This window comes from Streptomyces sp. Da 82-17 (assembly GCF_046098215.1).
Lineage (GTDB): Bacteria > Actinomycetota > Actinomycetes > Streptomycetales > Streptomycetaceae > Streptomyces.
In genome coordinates this window covers 345,922-367,364 of record NZ_JBJURH010000008.1, presented here as the reverse complement: position 1 = coordinate 367,364, position 21,443 = coordinate 345,922, and the positions used below count along the sequence as shown (strand labels likewise).

The window sequence follows — 21,443 nt, the reverse complement described above, 5'->3', positions numbered from 1 at the left end:
GATAGGGGCGCGCGGGGAACTGCGCGACCAGCCACGACGGCGCAGCAGACGAACGAACACCGCCGGAGGCTCTCGGGAAGGGGCGGGGAGGGGAGAAATCAGGTGCCGACGAGCAGCACCCGACCGCCCACCTCCACCGCCCCGCCCGGGGCAGGCGCCGTGAGGATCTGACTGCCCGCGCCCTGCGTGATGTTGAGCGCACGCCCGAGCCGGGCCGTGAGGAGCAGCGCCGCCGCCCCCGTCGCCTCGTCCTCGTCGACGCCGTCCCCGCGCCCGGGGAACGCACGGGCCCGGACACGTCCCGCCGCCTCGTCCTCCCACGCCCAGGCGTAGATCCACGCACCGGGCGGCGGCACGTCCAGGGCGTCCACCTCCGCGGCCGAGCGGTACTGCCGCAGGGTGCGGTCCGGGGCCCACTCGGGGCGGGCCGTGATCCAGCTGAACTCGCCGTCCTGACGTGCCGTCACCACCCCTGCGGGCGTGCGGAGTTCGGGCAGGTCGAGGAGCCAGGCCGTGCCCACGCAGGGGTGCCCGGCGAAGGGCAGGCGGGCGCTCGGCGTGTAGATGTCGACGACGCCGCGCTCGTCGTCGTCGACGAACACGGTCTCGCTGAAGCCGAGTCGGCGGGCCAGCTCCTGGCGTGCCTCCCGCCCGGGCACGGTGCCGCCGTCGCGGACGACGCCGAGGGCGTTGCCGTACCGCCCGTCGGGGCCGCAGAAGACGCGGAGCACGTCGGGTTCGATCGGTTCTGGCCCAGCTGTCGGCGAAGTCACCGGGGCATTGAAGCATCCGGGCGTCCAGGTCACGGTGTGGGCTCTGTATCGGATCCGGGCGCTTGTGCGGTTCCCGTCCCCGGTAGGGTTCCGACCGTCAGTGGCGGCAGTTGGAGCGGAGCGAAAAGCAAGCGATGAGCAGGCTGCGCAGGGTGAGTCGGCCGGCCGCGGCGGCAGCGGCGGTGACGGTGCTGTCCGTGACGGCGAGCGGGTGCGTGACGGTGCACGGGGAGCGGGAGATCCTGCCCGCGGCGACGAAGGCCGAGGCCGCCCGTGCGCTGAAGGACTTCACGAAGGCGTACAACAAGGCGGAGGCCGAGGCCGATCCGGCCAAGGACGCGAAGGTGGTCACCGGGCCGTTCGGCGCGATCAACCAGGCCGGCCTGAAGGCGCGCGCGGAGCGGAAGAAGGACGGCGACGAGCAGCCGCCGTCCGCGCCCCTGAAGCTGACCGACGCCAAGTTCACGATCCCGAAGCAGGCCGGCTGGCCGCGCTGGTTCGTCGCGGACACCGACAGCAACAAGGACCGGAACGGCTCTTTCCGTTGGGTGATGGTCTTCACCCGCGACGGGATCGACCTGCCGTGGGAGGCCTCGTACCTGGCGTTCGTGCCGCCCGCGAAGATGCCCGAGTTCAAGAAGGACAAGGACGGCTTCGCCGAGCCGGTCGACGTGGACGACCCGAAGCTGGCCGTCGCCCCGCAGAAGCTCAGCAAGGAGTACGCCTCCTACCTGAAGGCGGGCGGCGAGACCTTCCAGGCGGGCCCGTACACCTCGACGTGGCGCACCCAGCGCGAGAAGGCCGCGAAGCGCCTCGGCCTGGCCACGCAGTACATCGACGAGCCGCAGAACTCGGGCGACTTCGCGCCGGTCGGCCTGCGCACCGAGAACGGCGGCGCGCTCGTCTTCTTCTCCACCCGCCACTTCGAGAAGCGCACCGCGGCCGAGGGCCTGAACCTGCGCATCGGCCCGGACGTGCGCGCGCTGATGACCGGCGACGCGAAGAGCGCGGTCACCTTGGAGTACGCGGCAGGCCAGACCGTCGTCGTACCGCCGAAGGGCGCGTCCACCTCGCAGGTCCAGGTGCTGAACCGGGTGCAGGGGCTCACGGGCGCCAAGGGCGAGTAGCCGCACGGGAGTCGGCCCGCGGCCGCTACGGCGAAGGCGCCCGGAGGATCGGTCCTCCGGGCGCCTTTCGTACGTGGGTCCGTCGCGCGCGGCCGTTGCTCTCGTCGCGGCCCGCGCGTGCTCAGCCGCGCAGGGGCCAGGCCGCGCTCTCCGGCTCCGCGTCCGCGTCCGTGTGCTGCGCGATCGCGTCGGTGAGCGCCTCGAGGAGGGTCAGCGGCTCGGGCAGCGGGTGCTCGGGGCCGCGCACCCAGTGGACGTCGAGCTCGCCGGGCAGCCGCGCGGGCGGCACCAGAACGTACGAACCCCGGCAGTGCCAACGCAGGCCGGGGTGTTCGTCCATCGTCTCGGGGTGGCAGTCCAGCTCACAGGGCCACCACTCGTCCTCGTCCTCAGGGGTGCCGCGGGTCGCGGTGAAGAACATCATGCGGTCCCCGCCGGACTCGGCGACGGGGCCGACCTCGACACCCTCGGCGAGCAGCCGCTCCAGGGCGCTGCGCCCGGCCTCGACCGGGACGTCGAGCACGTCGTGGACCATGCCGGTGGCGGTGATGAAGTTGGCCTCGGGCTGGTGCTCGGCCCAGCGCTGGATCTGCGCGCGGTCGGTCGTGGACTGCGTCTGCCAGGCGAAGGAGATCGGGTGCCGGGCGGGCGTGGGGCAGCCGATGCGGTCGCAGGAGCAGCGGTAACCCGCCGGGTGCGCGGCCGGGGCGAGCGGCAGGCCTGCCTGGGCCGCGGCGAGGAGCAGGGCCTCTCGGCTGCCGTCGTCGCCCGTGTCCTTGGGGCGGCGGGTGCGCAGCCACTGGGAAAACCTGCTCTGTCCGCCGGTCCGACGGCCGAACTCCGCGCCCATCTATCCCCTCACCTTGCTTCGTCCCGTCCGTCCATGGTGCCACCATCCTGCGCCTCGGGTGGCCGCACTCCTCATCCGGGGTACCGGGGGCGATGCGAGGCCTTGGGTGTCGATGACGGGCGAGTCCGGACATATCTGCCTACCTTGGTCGGCATGGTCACCCTGGCTGCACCCGCTGTCATCACCGCACTCGCCCTGGCGGGCCACCTGACCTCCGTCACCCCGAGCGGCCCGACCGCCCCCCTCGAATGGAGCTCCGGCGGTCCCCTCACCGTCGAGGCCCTCCCCCGCGTCGTGTACACGGCGCATCGCGGCGGCGCCCTCGAAGTGCCCGAGAACAGCATGTCCGGGCTCGTGGCGGCGTACGAGCGGGGCACGGCCCAGGTGCTGGACGTGGACACGCGAATGCTGAGCGACGGCACGCTGGTGGCGATGCACGACGCGACCCTCGACCGTACGACCGACCGGAAGGGCCCGGTCCGCGCGCTCACCGCGAAGGAGTGGCGGGACGTACGGCTCACCCCGCGCCGCTCGCTGCGGAACGCCTGGCGGCCGGAGCGCCCGCCGACGGTGGCGGAGGTCCTCGACCGGTTCGGCGGGCGGGTGGTGCTGCTCCTGGAGCTCAAGGACAGGGACGGGCTCGTACCGCTGGCGCGGATGCTGCGGGAGCGCGGCCTGACCCGTTCCGTCCTGGTCAACTCGCACTGGCCGGAGGAGGCCAGGCGCGCCCACGAGCTCGGCCTGCGCACCCAACTCTGGCGCAGCGCCGCCCAGTTGAGGCACGACGAGCCGAGCGAGTGGCGGTCGTACGTGGATGTCCTGGACGTGGACTACAAAGCCCGCGACGAGGACCTGGCGCGCGCGGTCCGCTCGGGCATCCCGCACGTGTGGGCGCACACGGTGAACACGGCCGAGCAGCGGGACCGGGTGCTGCGCCTCGGCTGCGACGGCGTGATCACCAACGCCCCCGGCCTCCTCGCCCGCACGCCGACGCTGGTGCAGGCGCGGGCGCGCACGGCCGGCGGGGGCTGGTGACCGGACGACGACGGGGCGGGCGGCAGGGCCGGACGACGGGCGAGGCGCTCGGCGGGGACCGGTGACCGGACGACGGGGCAGGGGGCTCAGCGGGGGCCGAGGCCGCTCAGGGCGTAGTCGACGAGGGTGTCCGCGTAGGCGTGGGTGAGTTCGCCGGTGCCCTGCAGCCAGCGTTGCGCGATCGGCGAGATGAAGAGTTCGAGGGCGATCCGCAGGTCGAGGTCGGCGCGCAGCTCGCCGGTCTCCTGGGCGGCGCGCAGCCGGGCGACGTACAGCTGCAGTCCGGGTTCGAGGAGCTGCTCGACGACGCGGGCGCTGAGTTCGCGGTTGATGATCCCCTCGGCGGCGAGCGCGCGGTACGGGATCTCGAACGTGGGGTCCTTGAGCTCGTCGACGGTGGCGCGCAGGACTTCCTTCAGATCCGCCGCGAGGTCCCCGCTGTCGGGCAGGGAGCGGACCTCCTCCGGGTCGACCCCGGCGGCTTCGGCGGCCTCGGCCATGCTGCGCTCGCCGAGGTCGACGAAGGCTTCGAGGAGCACCTCGGCCTTCGAGGACCACCAGCGGTAGATCGTCTGCTTGCCGACGCCGGCGCGGGCGGCGATGCCTTCGATGGTCGTCTTCGCGTATCCGACCTCGCTGATCAGGGCGAGGGCGGCGTCGTAGATGGCACGGCGCGAGCGCTCGCTGCGCCGCGATGAGTCGGGGGCTGTCTTGGTCGCCATGGCGTCGAATGTAGCAGCGAGATGAGGCGATACGTATCGTCTCGGTTGGGCGGTGATGGTCACGGGCACCGTGAACTCGGGCGGCACGTACGGAAAACAACCCGTTCGCCGTCGCGACGGAGGGCTCCCGACGGCGGACCATGGGCAGCATCCGAGCGGCCGACACCCGGCCGTTCCGCCGACCGTGAGGAGCCCTCATTGCCTCGTCACGCCACACCCCGGCGCTACCTGATGTGCTCACCCGCGCATTTCAAGGTCACGTACTCCATCAACCCGTGGATGGATCCCACCAAGCCCGTCGACGTGTCCCTGGCCGTCGCGCAGTGGGAGGACCTCAGGGAGCGTTACCGCTCGCTCGGCCACACCGTCGAGGAGCTCACCCCCCGCCCCGAGCTGCCGGACATGGTGTTCGCCGCCAACGGCGCGACCGTGATCGACGGCCGGGTGCTCGGCGCCCGCTTCGCCCATGCCGAGCGCGCCGCCGAGGCCGCCGCGCACCTCGACTGGTTCCGTGAACACGGCTTCGCCGAGGGCGAGTTGTGCGAGCCGGTGCACATCAACGAGGGCGAGGGCGACTTCGCCGTCACCGCCTCGTACGTCCTCGCCGGGCGCGGCTTCCGGGCCAGCCCGCTGTCGCACGGCGAGGCGCAGGAGTTCTTCGGGCGGCCGGTGATCGGCCTCGACCTGGTCGACCCGCGCTACTACCACCTCGACACCGCGCTCGCCGTGCTCGACGACTCGACCGACTCCGGCGACGCGGTCATGTACTACCCCGGCGCGTTCTCGCCCGGCAGCCGGGCGGTGCTGCGGCGGCTGTTCCCGGACGCGCTGATCGCCGAGGAGCGGGACGCGGCCGCGCTCGGCCTGAACGCGGTGTCGGACGGGCGGCACGTACTGCTGCCGCAGGCGGCCGTCGGGCTGTTCGAGCCGCTCAGGGAGCGCGGCTTCGAGCCGATCGGGATGGACCTGGGCGAGCTGCTCAAGGGCGGCGGCAGCGTCAAGTGCTGCACGCAGGAACTGCGTTGCTAGCGGGGGCGGCGCTGGCGGCAGGGACGGCGCTGCCGGCGGGGGCGGCGTTCATCGGGCCGCCATCGGCCCGCCACAGCGACGCCCCTGAGGTCACGTATCACTAACGGGTCTGGACCGAACCCTGGGCGGGGCGGTCGGCGGACGGGACACTCCTGACCGCCGGCCGCCTCGCCTTTCCCTGTCCCGTCCCTTCCTGTCCTGTCCCTTCCTGTCCCGTCCCGAAAGGACCACCCGTGGACCGCAGATCCCTGGACCGCAGATCCCTGGACCGCAGCTCCTTGGACCGCAGATCCCTGGACCGCAGCTCCTTGGACCGCAGATCCGTTCTCACCACGGCCGTCGGCGCCGTCGCGCTCGGCGCCGCCGCGCAGATACCGGCCTCCGCCGCCTCCCCTGCGTCCGCCGCGGCGGGCGCTCCGGCCGCCGACGCCGGGCTCGTCACCCGGTTCAACGTCATCAGCGACATCCAGGGCGACCTGGCCGACCTGGACGTGGCCCTGAAGGACCTGTCCGCGGTCAACCCGCGCAGCTCCGGCATCGCCGTGGCCGGTGACATCACCCCGCGGGGCTACGACTTCGAGTACGCGGAGGTCACCCGCGCCTTCGCGAAGCACACGCTGCCGCGGACCGCCTGGGCCATCGGCAACCACGAGTTCTACGTGCCGAAGTGGGCCGACCCCGACACGCTCGCCCAGTCGACCTGGCCGAACGGCACCACCGAGGACTCGCTGTTCAAGAGCTTCTACACGTTCGCCGGACGCAACAAGGTGTACGCCGAGCACGACTTCGGCGGCATCCCCGTCCTGGCCATCGGCACCGAGAAGTACATGCACTACCACGACTCCGCCCTCTGGGACGAAGTCTGGCTCAGCGACGAGCAGTTCGCCTGGCTGGAGGACCGGCTCCGGTACTGGCAGGGCAGGCGCAGGCCGGTCATGGTCGTGACGCACCACCCGCTGCCGAACACGGTCTCCGGCAGCCGCAACAAGCTGTACCTGAAGGACTACCTCCAGGCCGACCGGCTCCTCGCCCTCCTCGGCCGGCACCGCGACGCGTTCCTGTTCTGCGGCCACACGCACTGGGACCTCAACCTGTCCGACTGGTACGTACGGCGCGTGGTGCCCGGCACCGCCAACCCGGAGGGCTTCAACGTCGTCAACACCGGGGCGATCCAGACCGGTTGGACCGACAACGGCACCGGCGGCGAGGTGACCGTGCCGGGCACGTTCAACCAGGGGCTGCAGGTGGACGTGTACCGCGACCGGGTCGTCGTACGGGCCCGGGACTTCGCGAAGTCCGCCTGGATCAAGCAGATCACGGTGCCGCTGCACACCACGATCTGAGGCCCGGGCTTGGCGCCACTACTCCCAGGCGTCGCCCCACTCCGCGTCCCGGGCCGCCTTGTAGAGCGCCCCGTGCCGCTTCGTCACCGTCGTACGGGCCAGCTCCTCCTCCGGCAGGCAGAGGTCGAGCAGCACCTGCCCCTTGCGGATCTGCGGCTTGCGGACGATGCGGGACGGGGCCGGGGCGACCGGGAGGCGGGTGGCGGCGACATAGCTGAACTTCTCGTCCTCGTACGCCAGGGACCCGCCCTTGACCTGCCGGTGCAGGGAGGAGCGGCTGACGCGGGCGGAGAAGTGGCACCAGTCCTTGCCGGGCTCGATGGGGCAGGCCGCGCTGTGCGGGCAGGGCGCGGCGACGTGCAGACCGGCGGCGATCAGACGGTCCCGGGCCTCGATGACGCGGGCGTAGCCGTCGGGGGTGCCGGGCTCGATGACGACGACGGTCTCGGCGGCGTCGGCGGCGGCGTCGACGACCGAGGCGCGGTCGTCCGCGGTGAGCTCGCCGAGGACGTACGAGATCGTGACGAGAGCAGTGCTCTCGACCGTGAGCGCCGCTCCGATACGAGAGCGCTGCCAGCGCGCGTTGTTCAACAGGGGGTTGGACTCGGCCAGTTCACGCCCCAGGGCAAGGGCGGGCTCCGCCCAGTCGAGGACCGTGACGGGGCGTTCCTGCGGCCAGGTCGCGCTGACCGCCCAGGTCGCCGCGCCCGTGCCGCCGCCGATGTCGACATGGCTGCCCGGCGTCCAGCCCGCGGGCGCGGCGGCCGCGAACGCGTCGAGCGCGGAGCGGACGGCCTCGAAGGTGGCGGGCATGCGGTACGCCGCGTACGCCGCGACGTCCGAGCGGTCCCGCAGCACGGGGGCGTCGGTCGGGGTGCGGCCGCGGTAGTTGGCGATCAGTCGCTCGACGGCCTGTGCGGCCTGCTTGGGCGGCAGTCCGTCGAGCAGTCCCGCGAGGGCGCTGCGGAGCGCTTCCGCGGGGGTGAGGGGTTGGGCGTTCACCTGGGGAATCGTACCCGCGCCCCCGGCACCCCCGGCGGGCTCCGCCCCCGGGCCCCGCCTCGCCCTTCGGGCTCGAAGTTTTCCCCTCCCCGCCCCTTCCCGAAAGCCTGCGGCGCTCTTTGTTCGGCTGCGGCTTTCGTCGTGGTTGCTCGCGCCGTTCCCCGCGCCCCTATCGGGGCACCCTCAGCGGACCGCTCGTGCCAGCCAGGTCGCCGCCTGTGCCCTCGGCGTGCTGTCCGGGCGGGCCGGGCGGGCCGGGTGGACCGTGTTCGCCAGGAGGATCAGGAACGTGTCCGTGGCCCGGTCGAGGACCAGGGACGTGCCCGTGAAGCCGGTGTGGCCCGCCGCACCGATCCCCGCCAGCTCGCCCATGAACCACGGCTTGTCGACGAGGAACCCGAGCCCCGGCGGGCGCAGCAGCAGGTCGACGAAGTCGGGGCCGAGGATCCGCGCGGGCCCGTACGCCCCGCCGCCGAGCAGCGTGCGGCAGAACACCGCCAGGTCGTGCGCCGTGGAGAAGAGGCCCGCGTGCCCGGCGACCCCGCCGAGCGCGTACGCGTTCTCGTCGTGCACCACGCCGCGGACCATGCCTCGGTCCAGCTTGGCGCGGGGGGTGCGCTGGTCCTCGGTCGCGGCGGCGAACGGGCAGGGGCCGAAGCCGGTGGCGCGCATGCCGAGGGGCCGGGTGATGCCGTCCCGGACCAGCGCGTCGAGGCGGCGGCCGGTGATGCGCTCCAGGACCTGCTGGAGCAGCAGCATGTTGAGGTCGGAGTACAGATACGCCCCGCCCGGCTCGGCGACCGGCTCCTCCGTGCGCAGCGCCGCGAGCATCGCCGCCCGGTCCGGGCAGGCGTACAGCGGGAGTTCGGGCCGCAGCCCCGAGGTGTGGGTGAGCAGGTGGCGCACGGTGAGGCCGTGCTCGGCCGCCGCGGTGAGCTCGGGGACGTACGCGGAGATCCTGGCGTCGATGCCGAGCGTGCCGCGTTCGATCTGCTGGACGGCGGCGACGGCCGTGAACAGCTTGGTGAGCGAGGCGAGGTCGAAGGGCGTGCCGAGGGTCGTCCGTACGCGCCGGTGCTCGGGGAGCTCCGCGCCGCCCGCGGCGTACCGGACCGCGTGCCCGGCCGCCTCCTCGACGGCGACGACCGGGCCGCGCCCGGCGACCGCGACGACGCCCGCGCACCACGTGCCGGGCAGCGCCCGCACGTCGTCGACGAGCCGCCGCAGGGGTTCGGGGTCGAGCCCGGCCCGCTCGGGCGGGCCGGTGCGCAGCCGTGGCGGGGTCAGTGGTCCGCCTCCTCGGTGCGACCGGCCGTGCCCGAAGGAGCCGCACCCGAAGGCGTCGACGTCGAACCCGAAGGCGTCGGCGCCGAACCCGGAGGCGTCCCCTCCGCCCGCTCCCTCCAAGGCCTGCACAGCAGCAGGTAGCACGCCGCCGCGAGGACCGCGCAGGACAGCTGGACCACCGCCATCGGCACCGCCGTGTGCTCGCCCGCGACGCCCACCAGCGGGGAGGCGATCGCGCCGACCAGGAACGACGACGTGCCGAGCAGCGCGGACGCGGAGCCCGCGGCGTGCGGGGCGCGGAGCAGAGCGAGGGCGTTGGTGTTGGGCAGGGTGACGCCCATCGCGGACATGAGGACGAACAGGCCCGCCGCGACCGGCACGAGCCCGATCTGCCGCGCGTCCCCGAACACCCCGGCCGTGAGCAGGAGCAGGGCCGTCGCCGCGAGGGTGATCGCGGCGAGGCCGAGCCCGACGACCCGGTCGAGCCGGACGCGGCCGACGAGGATCTTGCCGTTGATCTGCCCGACGAGGATCAGGCCGACCGAGTTGACCCCGAACAGCAGCGAGAAGGTCTGCGGGGAGGCGCCGTAGATCTCCTGCACGACGAACGGGGAGGCCGAGATGTATGCGAAGAGAGCCGCGAAGGCGAAGCCGCCGGTCAGCGTGTACCCGGCGAAGACCCGGTCGCCGAAGAGGCCGCGCATGGTGCGCAGCGCCTCGCCGACCCCGCCGGAGTGCCGCCGCTCGGGGGCGAGGGTCTCGGGCAGGCGGCGCCAGACGAGGGCGGTGAGGGCGATGCCGATGACGGTGAGGACGACGAAGATGCCGCGCCAGTCGGTGAAGCGGAGCACCTGGCCGCCGACGAGCGGCGCGACGATCGGGGCGACGCCGGAGATCAGCATCAGGGTGGAGAAGAACCGGGCCATGTCGACGCCGTCGTACAGGTCGCGCACGACGGCGCGGGCTATCACTATGCCCGCGGCCCCGGCGAGGCCCTGCAACAGGCGGAAGGCGACGAGGAGTTCGACGCCGGGCGCGGCCGCGCAGATCGCGGTGGCGACGATGTAGACGAGCAGCCCGACGAGGAGCGGGCGGCGGCGTCCCCAGCGGTCGCTCATCGGCCCGACGACGAGCTGCCCGAGCGCCATCCCGGCGAGGCAGGCGGTGAGGGTGAGCTGCACGGTGGCGGCGGGCGCGGTCAGGTTGCGGGTGACCTCCGGGAGCGCCGGCAGGTACATGTCCATGGACAGCGGCGGTACGGCGGTGAGTCCGCCGAGGAGGAACGTGGTGAGGAGCCCGGTGCGCCGCGCCGCCGCCCGGCCGCCGTCAGCTGCGCCTTCCGGCTCGGGCCCCGGCACCGGCTCCGGATCCGGCTCCCTGCGTCCCGCGGAACGTCGGTCCACAGCCGTCACGTGCCTCAACCCCTCCCCATAGTCGCCTCGGCTCCCTATGCTCTCAGCTCGGTCGCGTGGTCGAGACCAGTCCGCGTACGGGACGTGGCACGGGACGGCGTACGGCCGTCGGGCGGCCGTCGTGCGGCCGTCGGGCGGGACGACAGGGCAGGGGGAGGCACCGGATGGGGCGTGTGCGGTGGGGAGTGCTCGCCACCGGCTGGATCGCCGAGCGGTTCACGGCGGAGCTGCTCGACATGCCGTCGGAGGCGGAGGTGGTCGCGGTCGCCTCGCGCACGCGGGACGGCGCGCGGGCCTTCGCCGACCGCTTCGGGATACCGCGGGCGTACGGGGACTGGGCGTCGCTGGCGGCGGACGCGGACGTCGACGTGGTGTACGTGGCGACGCCGCACTCGGCGCACCGCGAGGCCGCCGGGCTGTGCCTGGAGGCGGGGCGTGCTGTGCTGTGCGAGAAGGCGTTCACGCTGAACTCCCGGGAGGCCGAGGAGCTGGTGGGGCTCGCGCGGGCGCGCGGCGGCTTCCTGATGGAGGCCATGTGGATGTACTGCCATCCGCTGATCCGGCGGCTGCGGGAGCTGGTCGCGGACGGCGCGATCGGTGAAGTCCGCACGGTGGAGGCCGACTTCGGGCTCGCCGGTCCCTTCCCGCCCTCTCATCGGCTGCGCGACCCGAAGCAGGGCGGGGGTGCGCTGCTCGACCTCGGGGTGTACCCGGTGTCGTTCGCGCATCTGCTGCTCGGGGAGCCCTCGGACATCACGGCGAGAGCGGTGCTCTCGGAGGAGAGCATCGATCTGCGTACGGGAATGCTGCTCTCCTGGGAGAGCGGTGCTCACGCCGTGTTGCACTGCTCTCTCGACGCGGCGACCCCGGTCTCGGCGTCCGTCACCGGCTCCCGGGGCCGCATCGACGTCCCGGACGGCTTCTTCTACCCGGACCGCTTCGTGCTGCACCGGCCGGGCCGCGAGCCCGAGGAGTTCACCGGCGAGGGCCCGCGGGACTCGCTCCGGCACGAGGCCGCCGAGGTCATGCGCTGCCTGCGGGCGGGCGAGCGGGAGTCCCCGCTCGTCCCGCTCGACGGCACCCTCGCCGTCATGCGGACGCTCGACGCGGTACGGGACCGCATCGGCGTCCGCTATCCCGGCGAGTGAACTGCACCGCCCGGCAAGGGAGTTACGCGGGCTTCAGCCCCGGGTCGCCCGCCTCCGTGACGAACGACGCCGCCGTGGAGATCGGCGCGCCCGGCACCGTCACCGCGGAGACCGTCTTGAAGTCGGCCCGCGCGGACTCGGTGCCGAGGTCCACCGTGACGTAGCCGCGCCGCCCGTTGAAGAACTTCAGGTGCGGGTTGGCCTGCATGTACGTGTCCCAGGTCGCTGGCTTGTCCTCGCCGTCCTTGCCGCTGGCGATGGAGGTCGCGACGATCTCCGTGCCGAGCGTCTTCGAGTCCGGGTCGTCGAAGTCCTGCTTGATGTCGAAGGCGTAGCCGCGGTGCACGTCGCCGGTGAGCACCATCAGGTTCTCGATGCCCGCGGCGCGCGCCCCGTCGAGCACCCGGGTGCGCGAGGCGCGGTAGCCGTCCCAGGCGTCCATGGACAGCTTCGGCGTCTCCGTGAGGTCGAACGCCCGCTGGGACACGACGACCTGCTGCGGCAGCAGGTTCCACAGTGCCTGCGACTGCCGCCAGCCGTCGAGCAGCCAGCGCTCCTGCGTGGCCCCGGTGATGGTGCGCTTCGGGTCGTCCGTCTCGGGCCCGGCCGGGTGCGCCTTGTCGCCGTACGCCTGGTCGGAGCGGTACTGGCGGGTGTCGAGGATGTCGAACTGGGCGAGGCGGCCCCAGTGCAGGCGCCGGTAGAGCTGCATGTCGGGCCCGGACGGCTGCTGCGGGGAGCGCAGCGGCTGGTTCTCCCAGTACGCGCGGTACGCGGCGGCCCGGCGGACCAGGAACTCCTCGGGCGGCACGGAGTTCTCCGGGATGTCGTCCGCGTAGTTGTTCTCGGTCTCGTGGTCGTCCCAGGTGACGAGGAAGGGGTGCGCGGCGTGCGCGGCCTTCAGGTCGGGGTCGGACTTGTAGAGGCCGTACCGCATCCGGTAGTCGTCGAGCGTGACCGTCTCCCGGTTGAAGTGCGCGGGCAGCACGCGGTCGGTGTAGTTGCGGGCGCCGCCGACGGAGTTCACGGCGTACTCGTAGAGGTAGTCCCCGAGGTGCAGGACCAGGTCGACGTCGTCCTGGGCGAGATGGCCGTACGCCGTGAAGTAGCCGTCGTGGTACGCCTGGCAGGAGACGGCGGCGAGCTTCAGCGCGGAGATCTCCGCGGCGCGGGCGGGCGCGGTGCGGGTGCGGCCGACCGGGCTGATCCAACTGCCGGTGCGGAAGCGGTAGTAGTAGACGCGGCCGGCGTCCAGGCCGTCGACCTCGACGTGCACGGAGTGGCCGAACTCGGGGTGTGCGGTGACCGATCCGCGTCTGGCGATCCGGGTGAAGCGCTCGTCGTGGGCGAGCTCCCAGTCGACGCCGACGCGCTGGGCGGGCAGTCCGCCGTCGGCCTCGAAGGGCTCGGGGGCGAGGCGGGTCCACAGGACCACGTTGCCGGGCTGGGGGTCGCCGGAGGCCACGCCCATGGTGAACGGGTCGTCAGTTATGCGCCGTGCGTCCAGTTCTGCGGCGTGTGCGGCGCCGGCGCCGGGCAGGTCGGTGGCGAAGGCGAGCGCGGCGGCGGCGCCGGTCACGGTGAGAAACCGCCGGCGCCCCAAGTGCCGTGCTGCGGCGCGGAGTTCCTCGGTCCGGCGGGCGGCGTTGCGGGCTGCTTCGTGAGCTGCGACTGTCATCGGCCCCTCCCCTGACGGTTGTTGTCAGCGGCATTCGACGGGGGCGCGACGACCGTGGCCTGTCGCGTACACAACAGTCGAATGGCGGACGGATGAGCGGTGCATGGCCATGCGTCCCGTACGCTGCGGGGCCATGAACGAGGCGCAAACGAAGATCGCGATCGTGACGGGCGCGGGTTCCGGCATCGGCCGGGCCGTCGCCCTGGAGCTGGCGCGCGGCGGCTGGTCGCTCGCGCTCGCCGGGCGCCGCCCGGAGGCCCTGGAGGAGACGGCGACGCTCACGCAGAGCGACGACGTGCTGTGCGTACGCACCGACGTCGCGGTGCAGGAGGACGTGGCGGCCCTCTTCGCCGCCGCCCAGGGCCGGTTCGGCCGGATCGACCTGCTCTTCAACAACGCCGGCACGTTCGGCCCCGGCGGCGTTCCCCTGGACGAGCTGTCGTACGAGGCGTGGCGGCACGTCGTCGACACCAACCTGAACGGCGCTTTCCTGTGCGCGCAGGCGGCGTTCCGGCAGATGAAGCACCAGTCGCCGCAGGGCGGGCGGATCATCAACAACGGCTCGATCTCCGCGCAGGTGCCGCGCCCCAACTCCGTGGCGTACACGGCCACCAAGCACGCCATGACGGGCCTGACGAAGTCGCTTTCCCTGGACGGCCGCCCGTACCGGATCGCCACCAGCCAGATCGACATCGGCAACGCGGCGACCGACATGACCGAGCAGATGCAGCGCGGCATTCCGCAGGCCAACGGCGAGCTGGCGGCGGAGCCGGTGATGGACGTCGCCGACGTGGCCCGCACGGTCCGGCACATGGCCGAGCTGCCCTTGGAGGCGAACGTCCAGTTCGCCACGGTGATGGCCACGAACATGCCGTTCATCGGCCGCGGTTGAGGAGCCTCGCGGGGGCGGTACGGGACGGGGAGGTGCCGCACGGAGTGCGCACCTCAGGGGCGCGGGGAACTGCGCGAGCAACCACGACGCAGCCGCAGACGACGACGCACCCGGCACGGGGGGGGGGGGAATGCAACCGCCCCCCACCCGGTTGAGCCGCATATGAGCGCATCCACCGCACCCACCGCCCGCCCCGACATCCTCCGCTACACGGCGTTCTCCGCCGACCCCGCCGGAGGCAACCCGGCCGGAGTCGTGCTCGACGCGAGCAGCCTGGACGACGCGGAGCAGCTGGCGATCGCCGCCGAACTCGGCTACAGCGAGACGGCGTTCCTCACGGCACCGCCCGCCGGCCTGGCCGAGGCCGGCGACCGGGCGTACACGCTGCGCTTCTTCAGCCCGAAGGACGAGGTCAACTTCTGCGGGCACGCCACCGTCGCCACCGCCGTGGCCCTCGCCCAGCACGGCGGCGGCCCCGGCGACTACGTCTTCGCGACCCCCGCCGGCACGGTCCCGGTCAGCGTCGCCGACGTGGACGGCGAGCTGCGCGCCACGCTCACCAGCGTCGAGCCGCACGTGAAGGACGTACCGCGGGCGGACCTGGACGAGGCGCTCGCCGCGCTCGGCTGGGCCGAGTCCGACCTCGACCCGGCGCTGCCGCCGCGCATCGCGTTCGCGGGCAACGACCACCTGGTGCTCGCCGCCGCCACCCGCGCCCGCCTCGCCGACCTCGACTACGACTTCGCCCGCCTGGAGGCGTTCATGCAGCGCCTCGGGCTGACCACGCTGCAGCTGGTGTGGCGGGAGTCGGACGGCTTCTTCCACGCCCGCGACCCGTTCCCGGTCGGCGGTGTGGTCGAGGACCCGGCGACGGGCGCCGCGGCCGCGGCCTTCGGCGCGTACGCCCGGGAACTCGGCCTGGTCGGCGCGGAGTCGGAGTTCGTCATCCGGCAGGGCGAGGACATGGGCCGCCCCGGCACGCTCACGGTGACGCTGCGCGGCGGCGACCCGCGCGTCCACGTGGCGGGCACAGCGGTCCGTATCTCGGAATAGACCGTCCGGGTTCAGCGGAACAGACCGCCGAACTCTCTAACTGAACCGGACGGGCAGGTATTTGATCCCGTTGATGAAGTCCGACCGCATCCGCCGCGGCTCGCCCGTCAGCTCGACGTGCGGGAAGCGGCGGAGCAGGGCCCGTACGAGCGACTTGATCTCGGTGCGGGCGAGGCCCGAGCCCAGGCAGTAGTGCGGGCCGCCGCCGCCGAAGGCCAGGTGGTCGTTGGGCGTGCGGCGCAGGTCGAGGACGTCCGGGTCGGCGAAGACGGCCTCGTCGCGGTTGGCGGAGGTGTAGTAGAGGACCGCCTTCTGCCCCTCCCTGATCCGCACGCCGCGGATCTCGGTGTCCCGGGTCGCGGTGCGCCGGAAGTTGTGGATGGACCCGTTCCACCGCAGGAACTCCTCGGTGGCGCTGGCCCACAGCGCGTCGTCGTCGATGCCCGCGACCAGCTCGGCGCGCGCCTCGGGGTGCTCGACGAGGGTGAGCAGGGTGCCGGCGAGGAGGTTGCGGGTGGTCTCGTTGCCGGCCACGCAGAGCGTCACGAAGAACATGTCGATCTCGTGCGCGGAGAGCCGCTCCCCGTCGACCTCGCCGTGCACGAGAGCACTGATCACGTCGTCGCGCGGTTCCTTCAGGCGGGCGGCGGCCAGCGCGTCGCAGTACCCGTAGATCTCGGCCGCCGCGATCTGCCCGTCCTCCTCGGTGGTACGGAAGTCCGGGTCCTGGAAGCCGACCATGCGGTTGGACCAGTCGAAGATCTTGTCCTCGTCGGCGGCCGGGATGCCGACCATCTCGCAGATCACCTGCAACGGAAGGCGCGCGGCCAGCTCCGTCACGAACTCGACCTCGCCGCCGCCCTGTTCGCATCGCTCGGTGACCCGGTCGGCGAGCGCGTCGGCCCGGCGCTCGATGTCCTCGGTCAGCTTGCGGATCATCCGCGGCGCGAACGCGGCGTTGACGAGCCGCCGGTAGCGGCTGTGCTTCGGCGGATCCATCCCGATGAGCGTGAGCGCCAGGCTCTCCAACGCCTCCGGCGGCTGGTCCCGTACGAAGAACGAACCCCTCTCGACGGACCACAGCTCCGGGTCCCGGCTGAGCTCGACGACGTCCGCGTGCCGGGTGACGGCGAAGAACCCGGCGTCGTCCCCGGGCATCTCGTGCCAGTGCACGGGGTCCTCGCGCCGCAGCCACGCGAACTGCTCGTGCGGCACGCCCCGGGCCCAGGTGTCTTCAAGCAGGTCTATAGGGGGCACAGGAATCACGGGGGACATGGGGTTCATGGGGTTCATGGCGGCGGTCCCTTCGGAGTGGGGCGAATTCACTGATCGCGTACGGGACGAGCTCCGAGCACTCCCGACACCGCCTCCACGACGAGCCGTTCGGGCACGGCGGACGGGTCGAGGCGGTGCTGCAGCGCGCAGCCGAGGAGGACGGCGAGGACGAGGGCGCCGGTCTCGGCGGGCGGCCGGGGCAGTGCCTGGCCGGTGGCGGCGGCCCAGTCGGCGAGGCCCTCGCCCAGCTCGCGGCGGATCTCCGCGTACCGGCGGGCGAGCGGCGAGCCGACCTGTGCGTCGCGCGCGCCGTGCAGCCACAGTTCCAGTTCGAGCAGAAGCCAGGAGTCGCCGCGGTCGGCGGCGGGGCGGGTGACGCTGCGCCACATCGCGGCGGCGTGCGCGGCCGGGTCGGGGTCGGCGGCGAGGTCGGGGGCGAGGCGGGCGGCGGTGCGTTCCTTCCACACGTCGAGCAGGGCGAGCAGCAGCCCTTCCTTGCCGCCGAAGTGGCTGTAGAGGGCGCCGGTGGTACGCCCGGCCGCGTCCGCGACGGCCTCGGCGGAGACGGCGTGGAACCCCTTGGTGGCGAAGAGTTCGGCGGCGGCGTCGATCAACCGCCCCCGGGTCTCGGCCTTCCGCTGCTCCTGCGTACGACGCGGCTCTCGCGCATGACGGGCCATGGGTCCTCTCCCTCCCCCAGGGCACGGCCGACGGTTATATCGGCCCGGCTACATAAGTGCGCCAGGGAGAGGAACCCACAGAACTGACGAGTCGTCAACTAGTGCTGCACAAAAGGAACTCGCACAAAAGGAACTCGTGACATCTCAGGACGCCTGCCCCGTCTCGAACCGCGCGACCTTGCCGCCTTCGACGGTGAACTGCCAGCGGGTCCGCATCTCGCCGTACGTGTCGTTGCGATAGCGGGCGACGAGAGTACGGCCGTCGTCCGTCTGGTTAAGGACGTCCATCCGGCCGTTGGAGGCGAAGATCTCCCGCTCGGTCCACTCGGCGAGATCCCGCTCCGTACCGTCGTCCGACATGGTCGCGCCGGGTGCGAGCGCATCCTCGAAGGCCTCCCTGTCCTGGGCGTTGACCGCCGTGACGAAGGCGCGTACGGCGGGATCGGCGAGCAGCTCGACCGGCAGGACGTCGTCGTTCATCTCGCTCACTGGGACTCCTTCGCTGGGTTTCAAGGGCAGCCCGAGACGTACACCAATCCCCCACCCGACCCACGGACCTTGGTCCGCTCGCGGCGCGTCACGAAGCTCGCGGCGGGGGGTGGGGAGGGGTACGGAGTTGGACGGTGAGAGGGCCGGTGGGCGAACGGCTAGCATCGCGCAACCGAACTTGCCGTCCACACCCCCGGAGGCGCCGTGCCCCTCACCCAGCCCCGTATCGGGGTCGCCGTCGTGACGATGGGCAACCGGCCCCGCGAGGTCGACGCGCTGCTCGCGTCGGTCGCCGCCCAGGACGTGCCGCCCGACCGGATCGTGATCGTCGGCAACGGCTCGCCGCTGCCCGAATTCCCGGGCCTGCCCGGCGAGTTGACGGTGATCGAGCTCGACGACAACCTCGGCTGCCCGGGCGGCCGCAACGTCGCCCTGCGCAAGCTCCGCGAGTTCGGCGACGTGGACGTGGTGATCGAGCTGGACGACGACGGTCTCCTCGTCGACAAGGACGTCTTCCGCGGCGTACGCGATCTGTTCGCGGGCGACCCGCGGCTCGGCATCGTCGGCTTCCGCATCGCCGACGAGCACGGCGAGACGCAGCGCCGCCACGTGCCCCGGCTGCGCGCAGGCGACCCGATGCGGCGCGGCCTCGTCACGACCTTCCTCGGCGGCGGCCACGCCTTCTCCCTGCGCATGCTCGCGGAGACCGGCGACTGGCCGGCCGACTTCTTCTTCACGCACGAGGAGACCGACCTCGCCTGGCGCGCCCTGGACGCGGGCTGGAAGATCCTCTACGAACCGGCCCTGCTGCTCCAGCACCCCAAGACGTCCCCGGCACGGCACGCGGTCTACTTCCGCATGACGGCCCGCAACCGCGTCTGGCTGGCCCGCCGCCGCCTCCCCCGCCCGCTGATCCCGGTGTACCTGGCCACGTGGACCCTCCTCACCCTCGCCCGCACCCCCTCACGCGCCGGCCTGCGCGCCTGGGCGGCCGGCTTCCTGGAGGGGGTACGCACGCCGTGCGGCGAACGAAGGCCGATGCGCTGGCGCACCGCGTGGCGGATGACCCGGTTGGGGCGACCGCCGGTGATCTGACCCCCGCCGCTCCCCCGGGTGGTGCGGTGCCTGGTGGCTCGGGGGCCAACAGGCGTAAAATTTGGGGGAATTGGGCGGCGCGGAGGGGGACGCGGTGTCGTTTTCCGGGGGTCATCTGGTTCTGGTGCTCCTGCTGCTGCTCGCGGTGCGGGGGCTGTTCGTGTGGGGGCGTGGGGCGTACCACCGGCGTCGGCTGCCGGCGCGGACGCTGCAGCCGCAGCAGGTGGAGGCGTGCCAGCGGCAGGCGTTCCGGGAGCTGTGCCGCAGGGCCGACGGCCCGGCCGCGCGGGTCGACATGAACGACTGGTTCACGTCCCAGGGCTGGAACCGCGCGGACGCCCTGCTCGTGCTGTCGGAGCCGCTGAAGCCGGACGAGGTGTCCTCCTGCAGTTCGCCGCATCGGCCGGCGGGGCTCATGTGGGCACACCTGGACGCGGAGAAGATCGCGGCCATTCCGGTTCTCGCGGCACGGGCGCCCTCGGCTGGACGCTGACAAGGCACGTTTTGCCGCGGAGTAGCGTTTCAGTACCGAGATCGCCCCGCGAAGCGACTGACTGCACCAGACGCAAGGGCTCACAGTGGAGGACGCATGCCCTGGGACGAGTTGGCCAACGCCCAAGCCACACAGCGGGCAGGGCAACCTCCGACGACCCCGCCGAACACCGAGACACCGCTGGGCGTCTTCGGCCCGCCCGCGCACCTGGACCCACTCTCGGCCATCCATCCCGCGTCAAGCATCCCTGGTGCCCACCCCTGGCAGGCGCCCAGCGAGATCGAGCAACATCTGTACGAGGCGAAGATGCGCGGGGACTGGCGGGCATACCTCGACGTGCTGGCCGAGACCCGGCTGTTCCATCCGACTCCCAGGCAGGTCGCCGAAACCAAGCCGGACATCTACGCCCAGAATTCGCCGTACTGGAATCCGCAGACGAACTCCTACTGCCGCGCCTACTTCACCCCCGGAATGCTCCCGGCCCCTGCAACAGACCCTGTGTACTTCAGCGTCGGCCTGCGCTGGCTGGCAGAGAAGTGGAACGGCGACCACGTGGCTCTGGCCGTCAATCCGGGCACTCCATGCGAAATGTACCTTCCCGCCCCACCAGCCGCCCGCGCCCTGTGGTACGAGCACGGACAGCGTGCCGCCGAGCGAGCCAAGCTGACCGGCTCGGGGGTGGCCAACCGCTTGCGGACCTTGCGTACCGGTGGCCCTCTCCAGGGCAGCACCGCCCTCGGCCTGGCCTGCGGCGCCCTGCTCTGCGTCAGTAACGGATCGTTCTGGAACGCCATGGCCTGGCATGGCACCGGTTTTCACAATGAACGCGACCGGCTCAAGGACTGGTGGGGTATCACTGACCGAGAGGGCTGGCAGCGCTCCATCGAGGGCCTTCTGAACGGCAAAATGAGCAGCCGCGTATGGGAGTTCGCCCTGGAGGTACGAGTCGCCCTCGCCCGCGCGTACGGCGGCAGGGTCGACCCGGGGGTCTGGCGCGAGACCGTCGAGGACGTCATGCGCCGCAACGCCGCCGAGCACGGTGAAACCCCCTCCGCCACGTCCATGACCGGAATCAAACAACTCATTGGCCGCATCACCCGCTACGAAGCCCGGTTCCGCGCCGACGCACTCCTGCCGGAACACAGGCACGTCCGTTCCGTACTCGCGTGGGACTACGGTCGCGCCTCCAAGATGGCTCGTTGGGGACTCGGCGCCCGCTTCTGCGACATGGCCGAGGCCGAGCGCGCTGTGATCCGCGCCGGCCGAGCCGCTCAGGTCACCTACCACTCCTGGCAGGACTTCTCTGCCGGCTACATCCTCGGCCGCTGTCTCCATTTCGACGAGGAAGAGTTCGGTGACTGGTACACCGACATGCTCGACGCCCACCGCACCCTGCTCACCGAGGCCGAAAGCCCCTGGCTGACCATTTCCTGGAAATAGCGACAGCCCGGCAGACGCGACTGGCAACCTCGCCCCGGAGCGCATGTCCCAGGGCGCGTGACACAAGACCGCCTCGGGCAGCGCGCGAACGGCGGCCCGGACCGAGGCACCCAAGAACAACATCTGAATAAGGCGGACGAGTCGGCCTGTACGCCGGGTTCTGTCTCCCGGGCGCCTTGCGGCGGCCGGGGAGGCGGCCATCCATCTAGGGCCGGCGTTGCCGCCGGCCTCGTGCGGTCTACCCGCGGACTCGGGCGGGCAGCCCTCGATCGTCCGCGCAGGGCCACCTGTTACAGCGGCCCCTCTTGACCTTGCTCCGGGTGGGGTTTACCTAGCCGCCTGAGTCACCTCAGGCGCTGGTGGTCTCTTACACCACCGTTTCACCCTTACCCGGCGCCGAAGCACCGGGCGGTTTGCTTTCTGTGGCACTGTCCCGCGGGTCACCCCGGGTGGCCGTTAGCCACCACCCTGCCCTGTGGAGCCCGGACGTTCCTCGGAGGGAGTCCGAAGACCCCCGCCGCGACCGCCCGGCCGGCTCGTCCGCCGTGCCGACCATGCTACCCGGGCCACTCGTGCCGCAGAGCCACCCGTGCCCAGCCGTGCCCAGCCGTGCCCAGCCG

20 protein-coding genes and 1 other RNA gene are annotated in these 21,443 nt (G+C 72.3%); 10 read left to right on the top strand and 11 right to left on the bottom strand.

Annotated features, from left to right (window positions below; genetic code table 11):
• Positions 1–98: 98 nt before the first annotated feature.
• On the bottom strand, positions 99–773 hold the full coding sequence (locus tag ACIDOF_RS17160; protein WP_409006734.1) for a PhzF family phenazine biosynthesis protein: 675 nt from the start codon (positions 771–773) through the stop codon (positions 99–101).
• Positions 774–925: 152 nt separating this feature from the next.
• Here ACIDOF_RS17160 and ACIDOF_RS17155 point away from each other — a divergent pair, with 152 nt between their 5' ends.
• The gene (locus ACIDOF_RS17155; RefSeq protein ID WP_409006733.1) at positions 926–1,900 is read left to right on the top strand and encodes a hypothetical protein; all 975 of its coding nucleotides are present in this window, start codon (positions 926–928) and stop codon (positions 1,898–1,900) included.
• Between the two features lie 121 nt (positions 1,901–2,021).
• Here ACIDOF_RS17155 and ACIDOF_RS17150 read toward each other — a convergent pair whose 3' ends face one another.
• The gene (locus ACIDOF_RS17150) at positions 2,022–2,750 is read right to left on the bottom strand and encodes a bifunctional DNA primase/polymerase (protein WP_409006732.1); all 729 of its coding nucleotides are present in this window, start codon (positions 2,748–2,750) and stop codon (positions 2,022–2,024) included.
• A gap of 144 nt (positions 2,751–2,894) precedes the next feature.
• On the opposite strand from ACIDOF_RS17150, the gene ACIDOF_RS17145 reads away from it, so the two are divergent.
• Complete coding sequence (locus ACIDOF_RS17145; RefSeq protein ID WP_409006731.1) at positions 2,895–3,785, top strand: glycerophosphodiester phosphodiesterase; 891 nt, start codon at positions 2,895–2,897, stop codon at positions 3,783–3,785.
• 86 nt (positions 3,786–3,871) lie between these two features.
• Here the strand turns inward: ACIDOF_RS17145 and ACIDOF_RS17140 are convergent, their stop codons facing one another.
• Positions 3,872–4,507 carry a TetR/AcrR family transcriptional regulator gene (locus ACIDOF_RS17140; RefSeq protein ID WP_409006730.1) on the bottom strand — a complete coding sequence of 212 codons (636 nt, stop codon included), beginning with the start codon at positions 4,505–4,507 and terminating at the stop codon, positions 3,872–3,874.
• A 198-nt stretch (positions 4,508–4,705) separates the two neighbouring features.
• Between ACIDOF_RS17140 and ddaH the strand changes: the two genes are divergently transcribed.
• Positions 4,706–5,536, top strand: coding sequence for a dimethylargininase (ddaH, locus tag ACIDOF_RS17135; protein WP_409006729.1), 831 nt, complete (start codon positions 4,706–4,708; stop codon positions 5,534–5,536).
• A gap of 308 nt (positions 5,537–5,844) precedes the next feature.
• Complete coding sequence (locus tag ACIDOF_RS17130; RefSeq protein ID WP_409006760.1) at positions 5,845–6,879, top strand: DUF4073 domain-containing protein; 1,035 nt, start codon at positions 5,845–5,847, stop codon at positions 6,877–6,879.
• 18 nt (positions 6,880–6,897) lie between these two features.
• On the opposite strand, the gene ACIDOF_RS17125 is transcribed toward ACIDOF_RS17130, so the two are convergent.
• The 3 genes from ACIDOF_RS17125 to ACIDOF_RS17115 all read right to left on the bottom strand — a co-directional run bounded on the left by ACIDOF_RS17125 (position 6,898) and on the right by ACIDOF_RS17115 (position 10,526).
• A complete protein-coding gene (locus ACIDOF_RS17125) occupies positions 6,898–7,881 on the bottom strand; it encodes a small ribosomal subunit Rsm22 family protein (RefSeq protein WP_409006728.1) in 984 nt (327 codons plus the stop codon).
• 183 nt (positions 7,882–8,064) lie between these two features.
• A complete protein-coding gene (locus tag ACIDOF_RS17120) occupies positions 8,065–9,168 on the bottom strand; it encodes a serine hydrolase domain-containing protein (RefSeq protein WP_409006759.1) in 1,104 nt (367 codons plus the stop codon).
• Complete coding sequence (locus ACIDOF_RS17115) at positions 9,165–10,526, bottom strand: Bcr/CflA family multidrug efflux MFS transporter (protein WP_409006758.1); 1,362 nt, start codon at positions 10,524–10,526, stop codon at positions 9,165–9,167. The genes ACIDOF_RS17120 and ACIDOF_RS17115 overlap by 4 nt, the downstream gene beginning before the upstream one ends.
• Positions 10,527–10,744: 218 nt before the next feature.
• On the opposite strand from ACIDOF_RS17115, the gene ACIDOF_RS17110 reads away from it, so the two are divergent.
• On the top strand, positions 10,745–11,728 hold the full coding sequence (locus tag ACIDOF_RS17110; protein WP_409006727.1) for a Gfo/Idh/MocA family protein: 984 nt from the start codon (positions 10,745–10,747) through the stop codon (positions 11,726–11,728).
• Positions 11,729–11,750: 22 nt separating this feature from the next.
• Here the strand turns inward: ACIDOF_RS17110 and ACIDOF_RS17105 are convergent, their stop codons facing one another.
• A complete protein-coding gene (locus tag ACIDOF_RS17105) occupies positions 11,751–13,406 on the bottom strand; it encodes an alkaline phosphatase D family protein (RefSeq protein ID WP_409006726.1) in 1,656 nt (551 codons plus the stop codon).
• A 133-nt stretch (positions 13,407–13,539) separates the two neighbouring features.
• Here ACIDOF_RS17105 and ACIDOF_RS17100 point away from each other — a divergent pair, with 133 nt between their 5' ends.
• Both ACIDOF_RS17100 and ACIDOF_RS17095 read left to right on the top strand, forming a co-directional pair.
• Positions 13,540–14,298: an SDR family oxidoreductase gene (locus ACIDOF_RS17100; protein WP_409006725.1), complete on the top strand. Its 759-nt coding sequence runs from the start codon at positions 13,540–13,542 to the stop codon at positions 14,296–14,298.
• Positions 14,299–14,460: 162 nt separating this feature from the next.
• Complete coding sequence (locus tag ACIDOF_RS17095) at positions 14,461–15,351, top strand: PhzF family phenazine biosynthesis isomerase (RefSeq protein WP_409006724.1); 891 nt, start codon at positions 14,461–14,463, stop codon at positions 15,349–15,351.
• Positions 15,352–15,387: 36 nt separating this feature from the next.
• On the opposite strand, the gene ACIDOF_RS17090 is transcribed toward ACIDOF_RS17095, so the two are convergent.
• The 3 genes from ACIDOF_RS17090 to ACIDOF_RS17080 all read right to left on the bottom strand — a co-directional run bounded on the left by ACIDOF_RS17090 (position 15,388) and on the right by ACIDOF_RS17080 (position 17,786).
• Positions 15,388–16,644, bottom strand: coding sequence for a cytochrome P450 (locus ACIDOF_RS17090; protein ID WP_409006723.1), 1,257 nt, complete (start codon positions 16,642–16,644; stop codon positions 15,388–15,390).
• Positions 16,645–16,673: 29 nt separating this feature from the next.
• The gene (locus tag ACIDOF_RS17085) at positions 16,674–17,306 is read right to left on the bottom strand and encodes a TetR/AcrR family transcriptional regulator (RefSeq protein WP_409006722.1); all 633 of its coding nucleotides are present in this window, start codon (positions 17,304–17,306) and stop codon (positions 16,674–16,676) included.
• A gap of 144 nt (positions 17,307–17,450) precedes the next feature.
• Positions 17,451–17,786, bottom strand: coding sequence for a nuclear transport factor 2 family protein (locus ACIDOF_RS17080; RefSeq protein WP_409006757.1), 336 nt, complete (start codon positions 17,784–17,786; stop codon positions 17,451–17,453).
• Between the two features lie 213 nt (positions 17,787–17,999).
• On the opposite strand from ACIDOF_RS17080, the gene ACIDOF_RS17075 reads away from it, so the two are divergent.
• From ACIDOF_RS17075 to ACIDOF_RS17065, 3 genes are all read left to right on the top strand, one after another.
• A complete protein-coding gene (locus tag ACIDOF_RS17075) occupies positions 18,000–18,890 on the top strand; it encodes a glycosyltransferase family 2 protein (RefSeq protein WP_409006721.1) in 891 nt (296 codons plus the stop codon).
• 94 nt (positions 18,891–18,984) lie between these two features.
• Positions 18,985–19,383, top strand: coding sequence for a hypothetical protein (locus ACIDOF_RS17070; RefSeq protein ID WP_409006720.1), 399 nt, complete (start codon positions 18,985–18,987; stop codon positions 19,381–19,383).
• Between the two features lie 96 nt (positions 19,384–19,479).
• Entirely contained in the window at positions 19,480–20,823 is a 1,344-nt protein-coding gene (locus ACIDOF_RS17065; protein WP_409006719.1) for a DUF1266 domain-containing protein, read from the top strand.
• A gap of 133 nt (positions 20,824–20,956) precedes the next feature.
• Here ACIDOF_RS17065 and rnpB read toward each other — a convergent pair.
• Positions 20,957–21,362: RNase P RNA component class A (gene rnpB / locus ACIDOF_RS17060), an RNA gene on the bottom strand.
• Positions 21,363–21,443 lie beyond the last annotated feature (81 nt).

Coding starts and splice junctions, on each gene's coding strand:
- ACIDOF_RS17150 (WP_409006732.1), bottom strand. CDS start 2,750: ATGGGCGCGGAGTTCGGCCGTCGGACCGGCGGACAGAGCAGGTTTTCC.
- ACIDOF_RS17140 (WP_409006730.1), bottom strand. CDS start 4,507: ATGGCGACCAAGACAGCCCCCGACTCATCGCGGCGCAGCGAGCGCTCG.
- ACIDOF_RS17110 (WP_409006727.1), top strand. CDS start 10,745: ATGGGGCGTGTGCGGTGGGGAGTGCTCGCCACCGGCTGGATCGCCGAG.
- ACIDOF_RS17105 (WP_409006726.1), bottom strand. CDS start 13,406: ATGACAGTCGCAGCTCACGAAGCAGCCCGCAACGCCGCCCGCCGGACC.
- ACIDOF_RS17100 (WP_409006725.1), top strand. CDS start 13,540: ATGAACGAGGCGCAAACGAAGATCGCGATCGTGACGGGCGCGGGTTCC.
- ACIDOF_RS17095 (WP_409006724.1), top strand. CDS start 14,461: ATGAGCGCATCCACCGCACCCACCGCCCGCCCCGACATCCTCCGCTAC.
- ACIDOF_RS17090 (WP_409006723.1), bottom strand. CDS start 16,644: ATGAACCCCATGAACCCCATGTCCCCCGTGATTCCTGTGCCCCCTATA.
- ACIDOF_RS17085 (WP_409006722.1), bottom strand. CDS start 17,306: ATGGCCCGTCATGCGCGAGAGCCGCGTCGTACGCAGGAGCAGCGGAAG.
- ACIDOF_RS17080 (WP_409006757.1), bottom strand. CDS start 17,786: ATGAACGACGACGTCCTGCCGGTCGAGCTGCTCGCCGATCCCGCCGTA.
- ACIDOF_RS17065 (WP_409006719.1), top strand. CDS start 19,480: ATGCCCTGGGACGAGTTGGCCAACGCCCAAGCCACACAGCGGGCAGGG.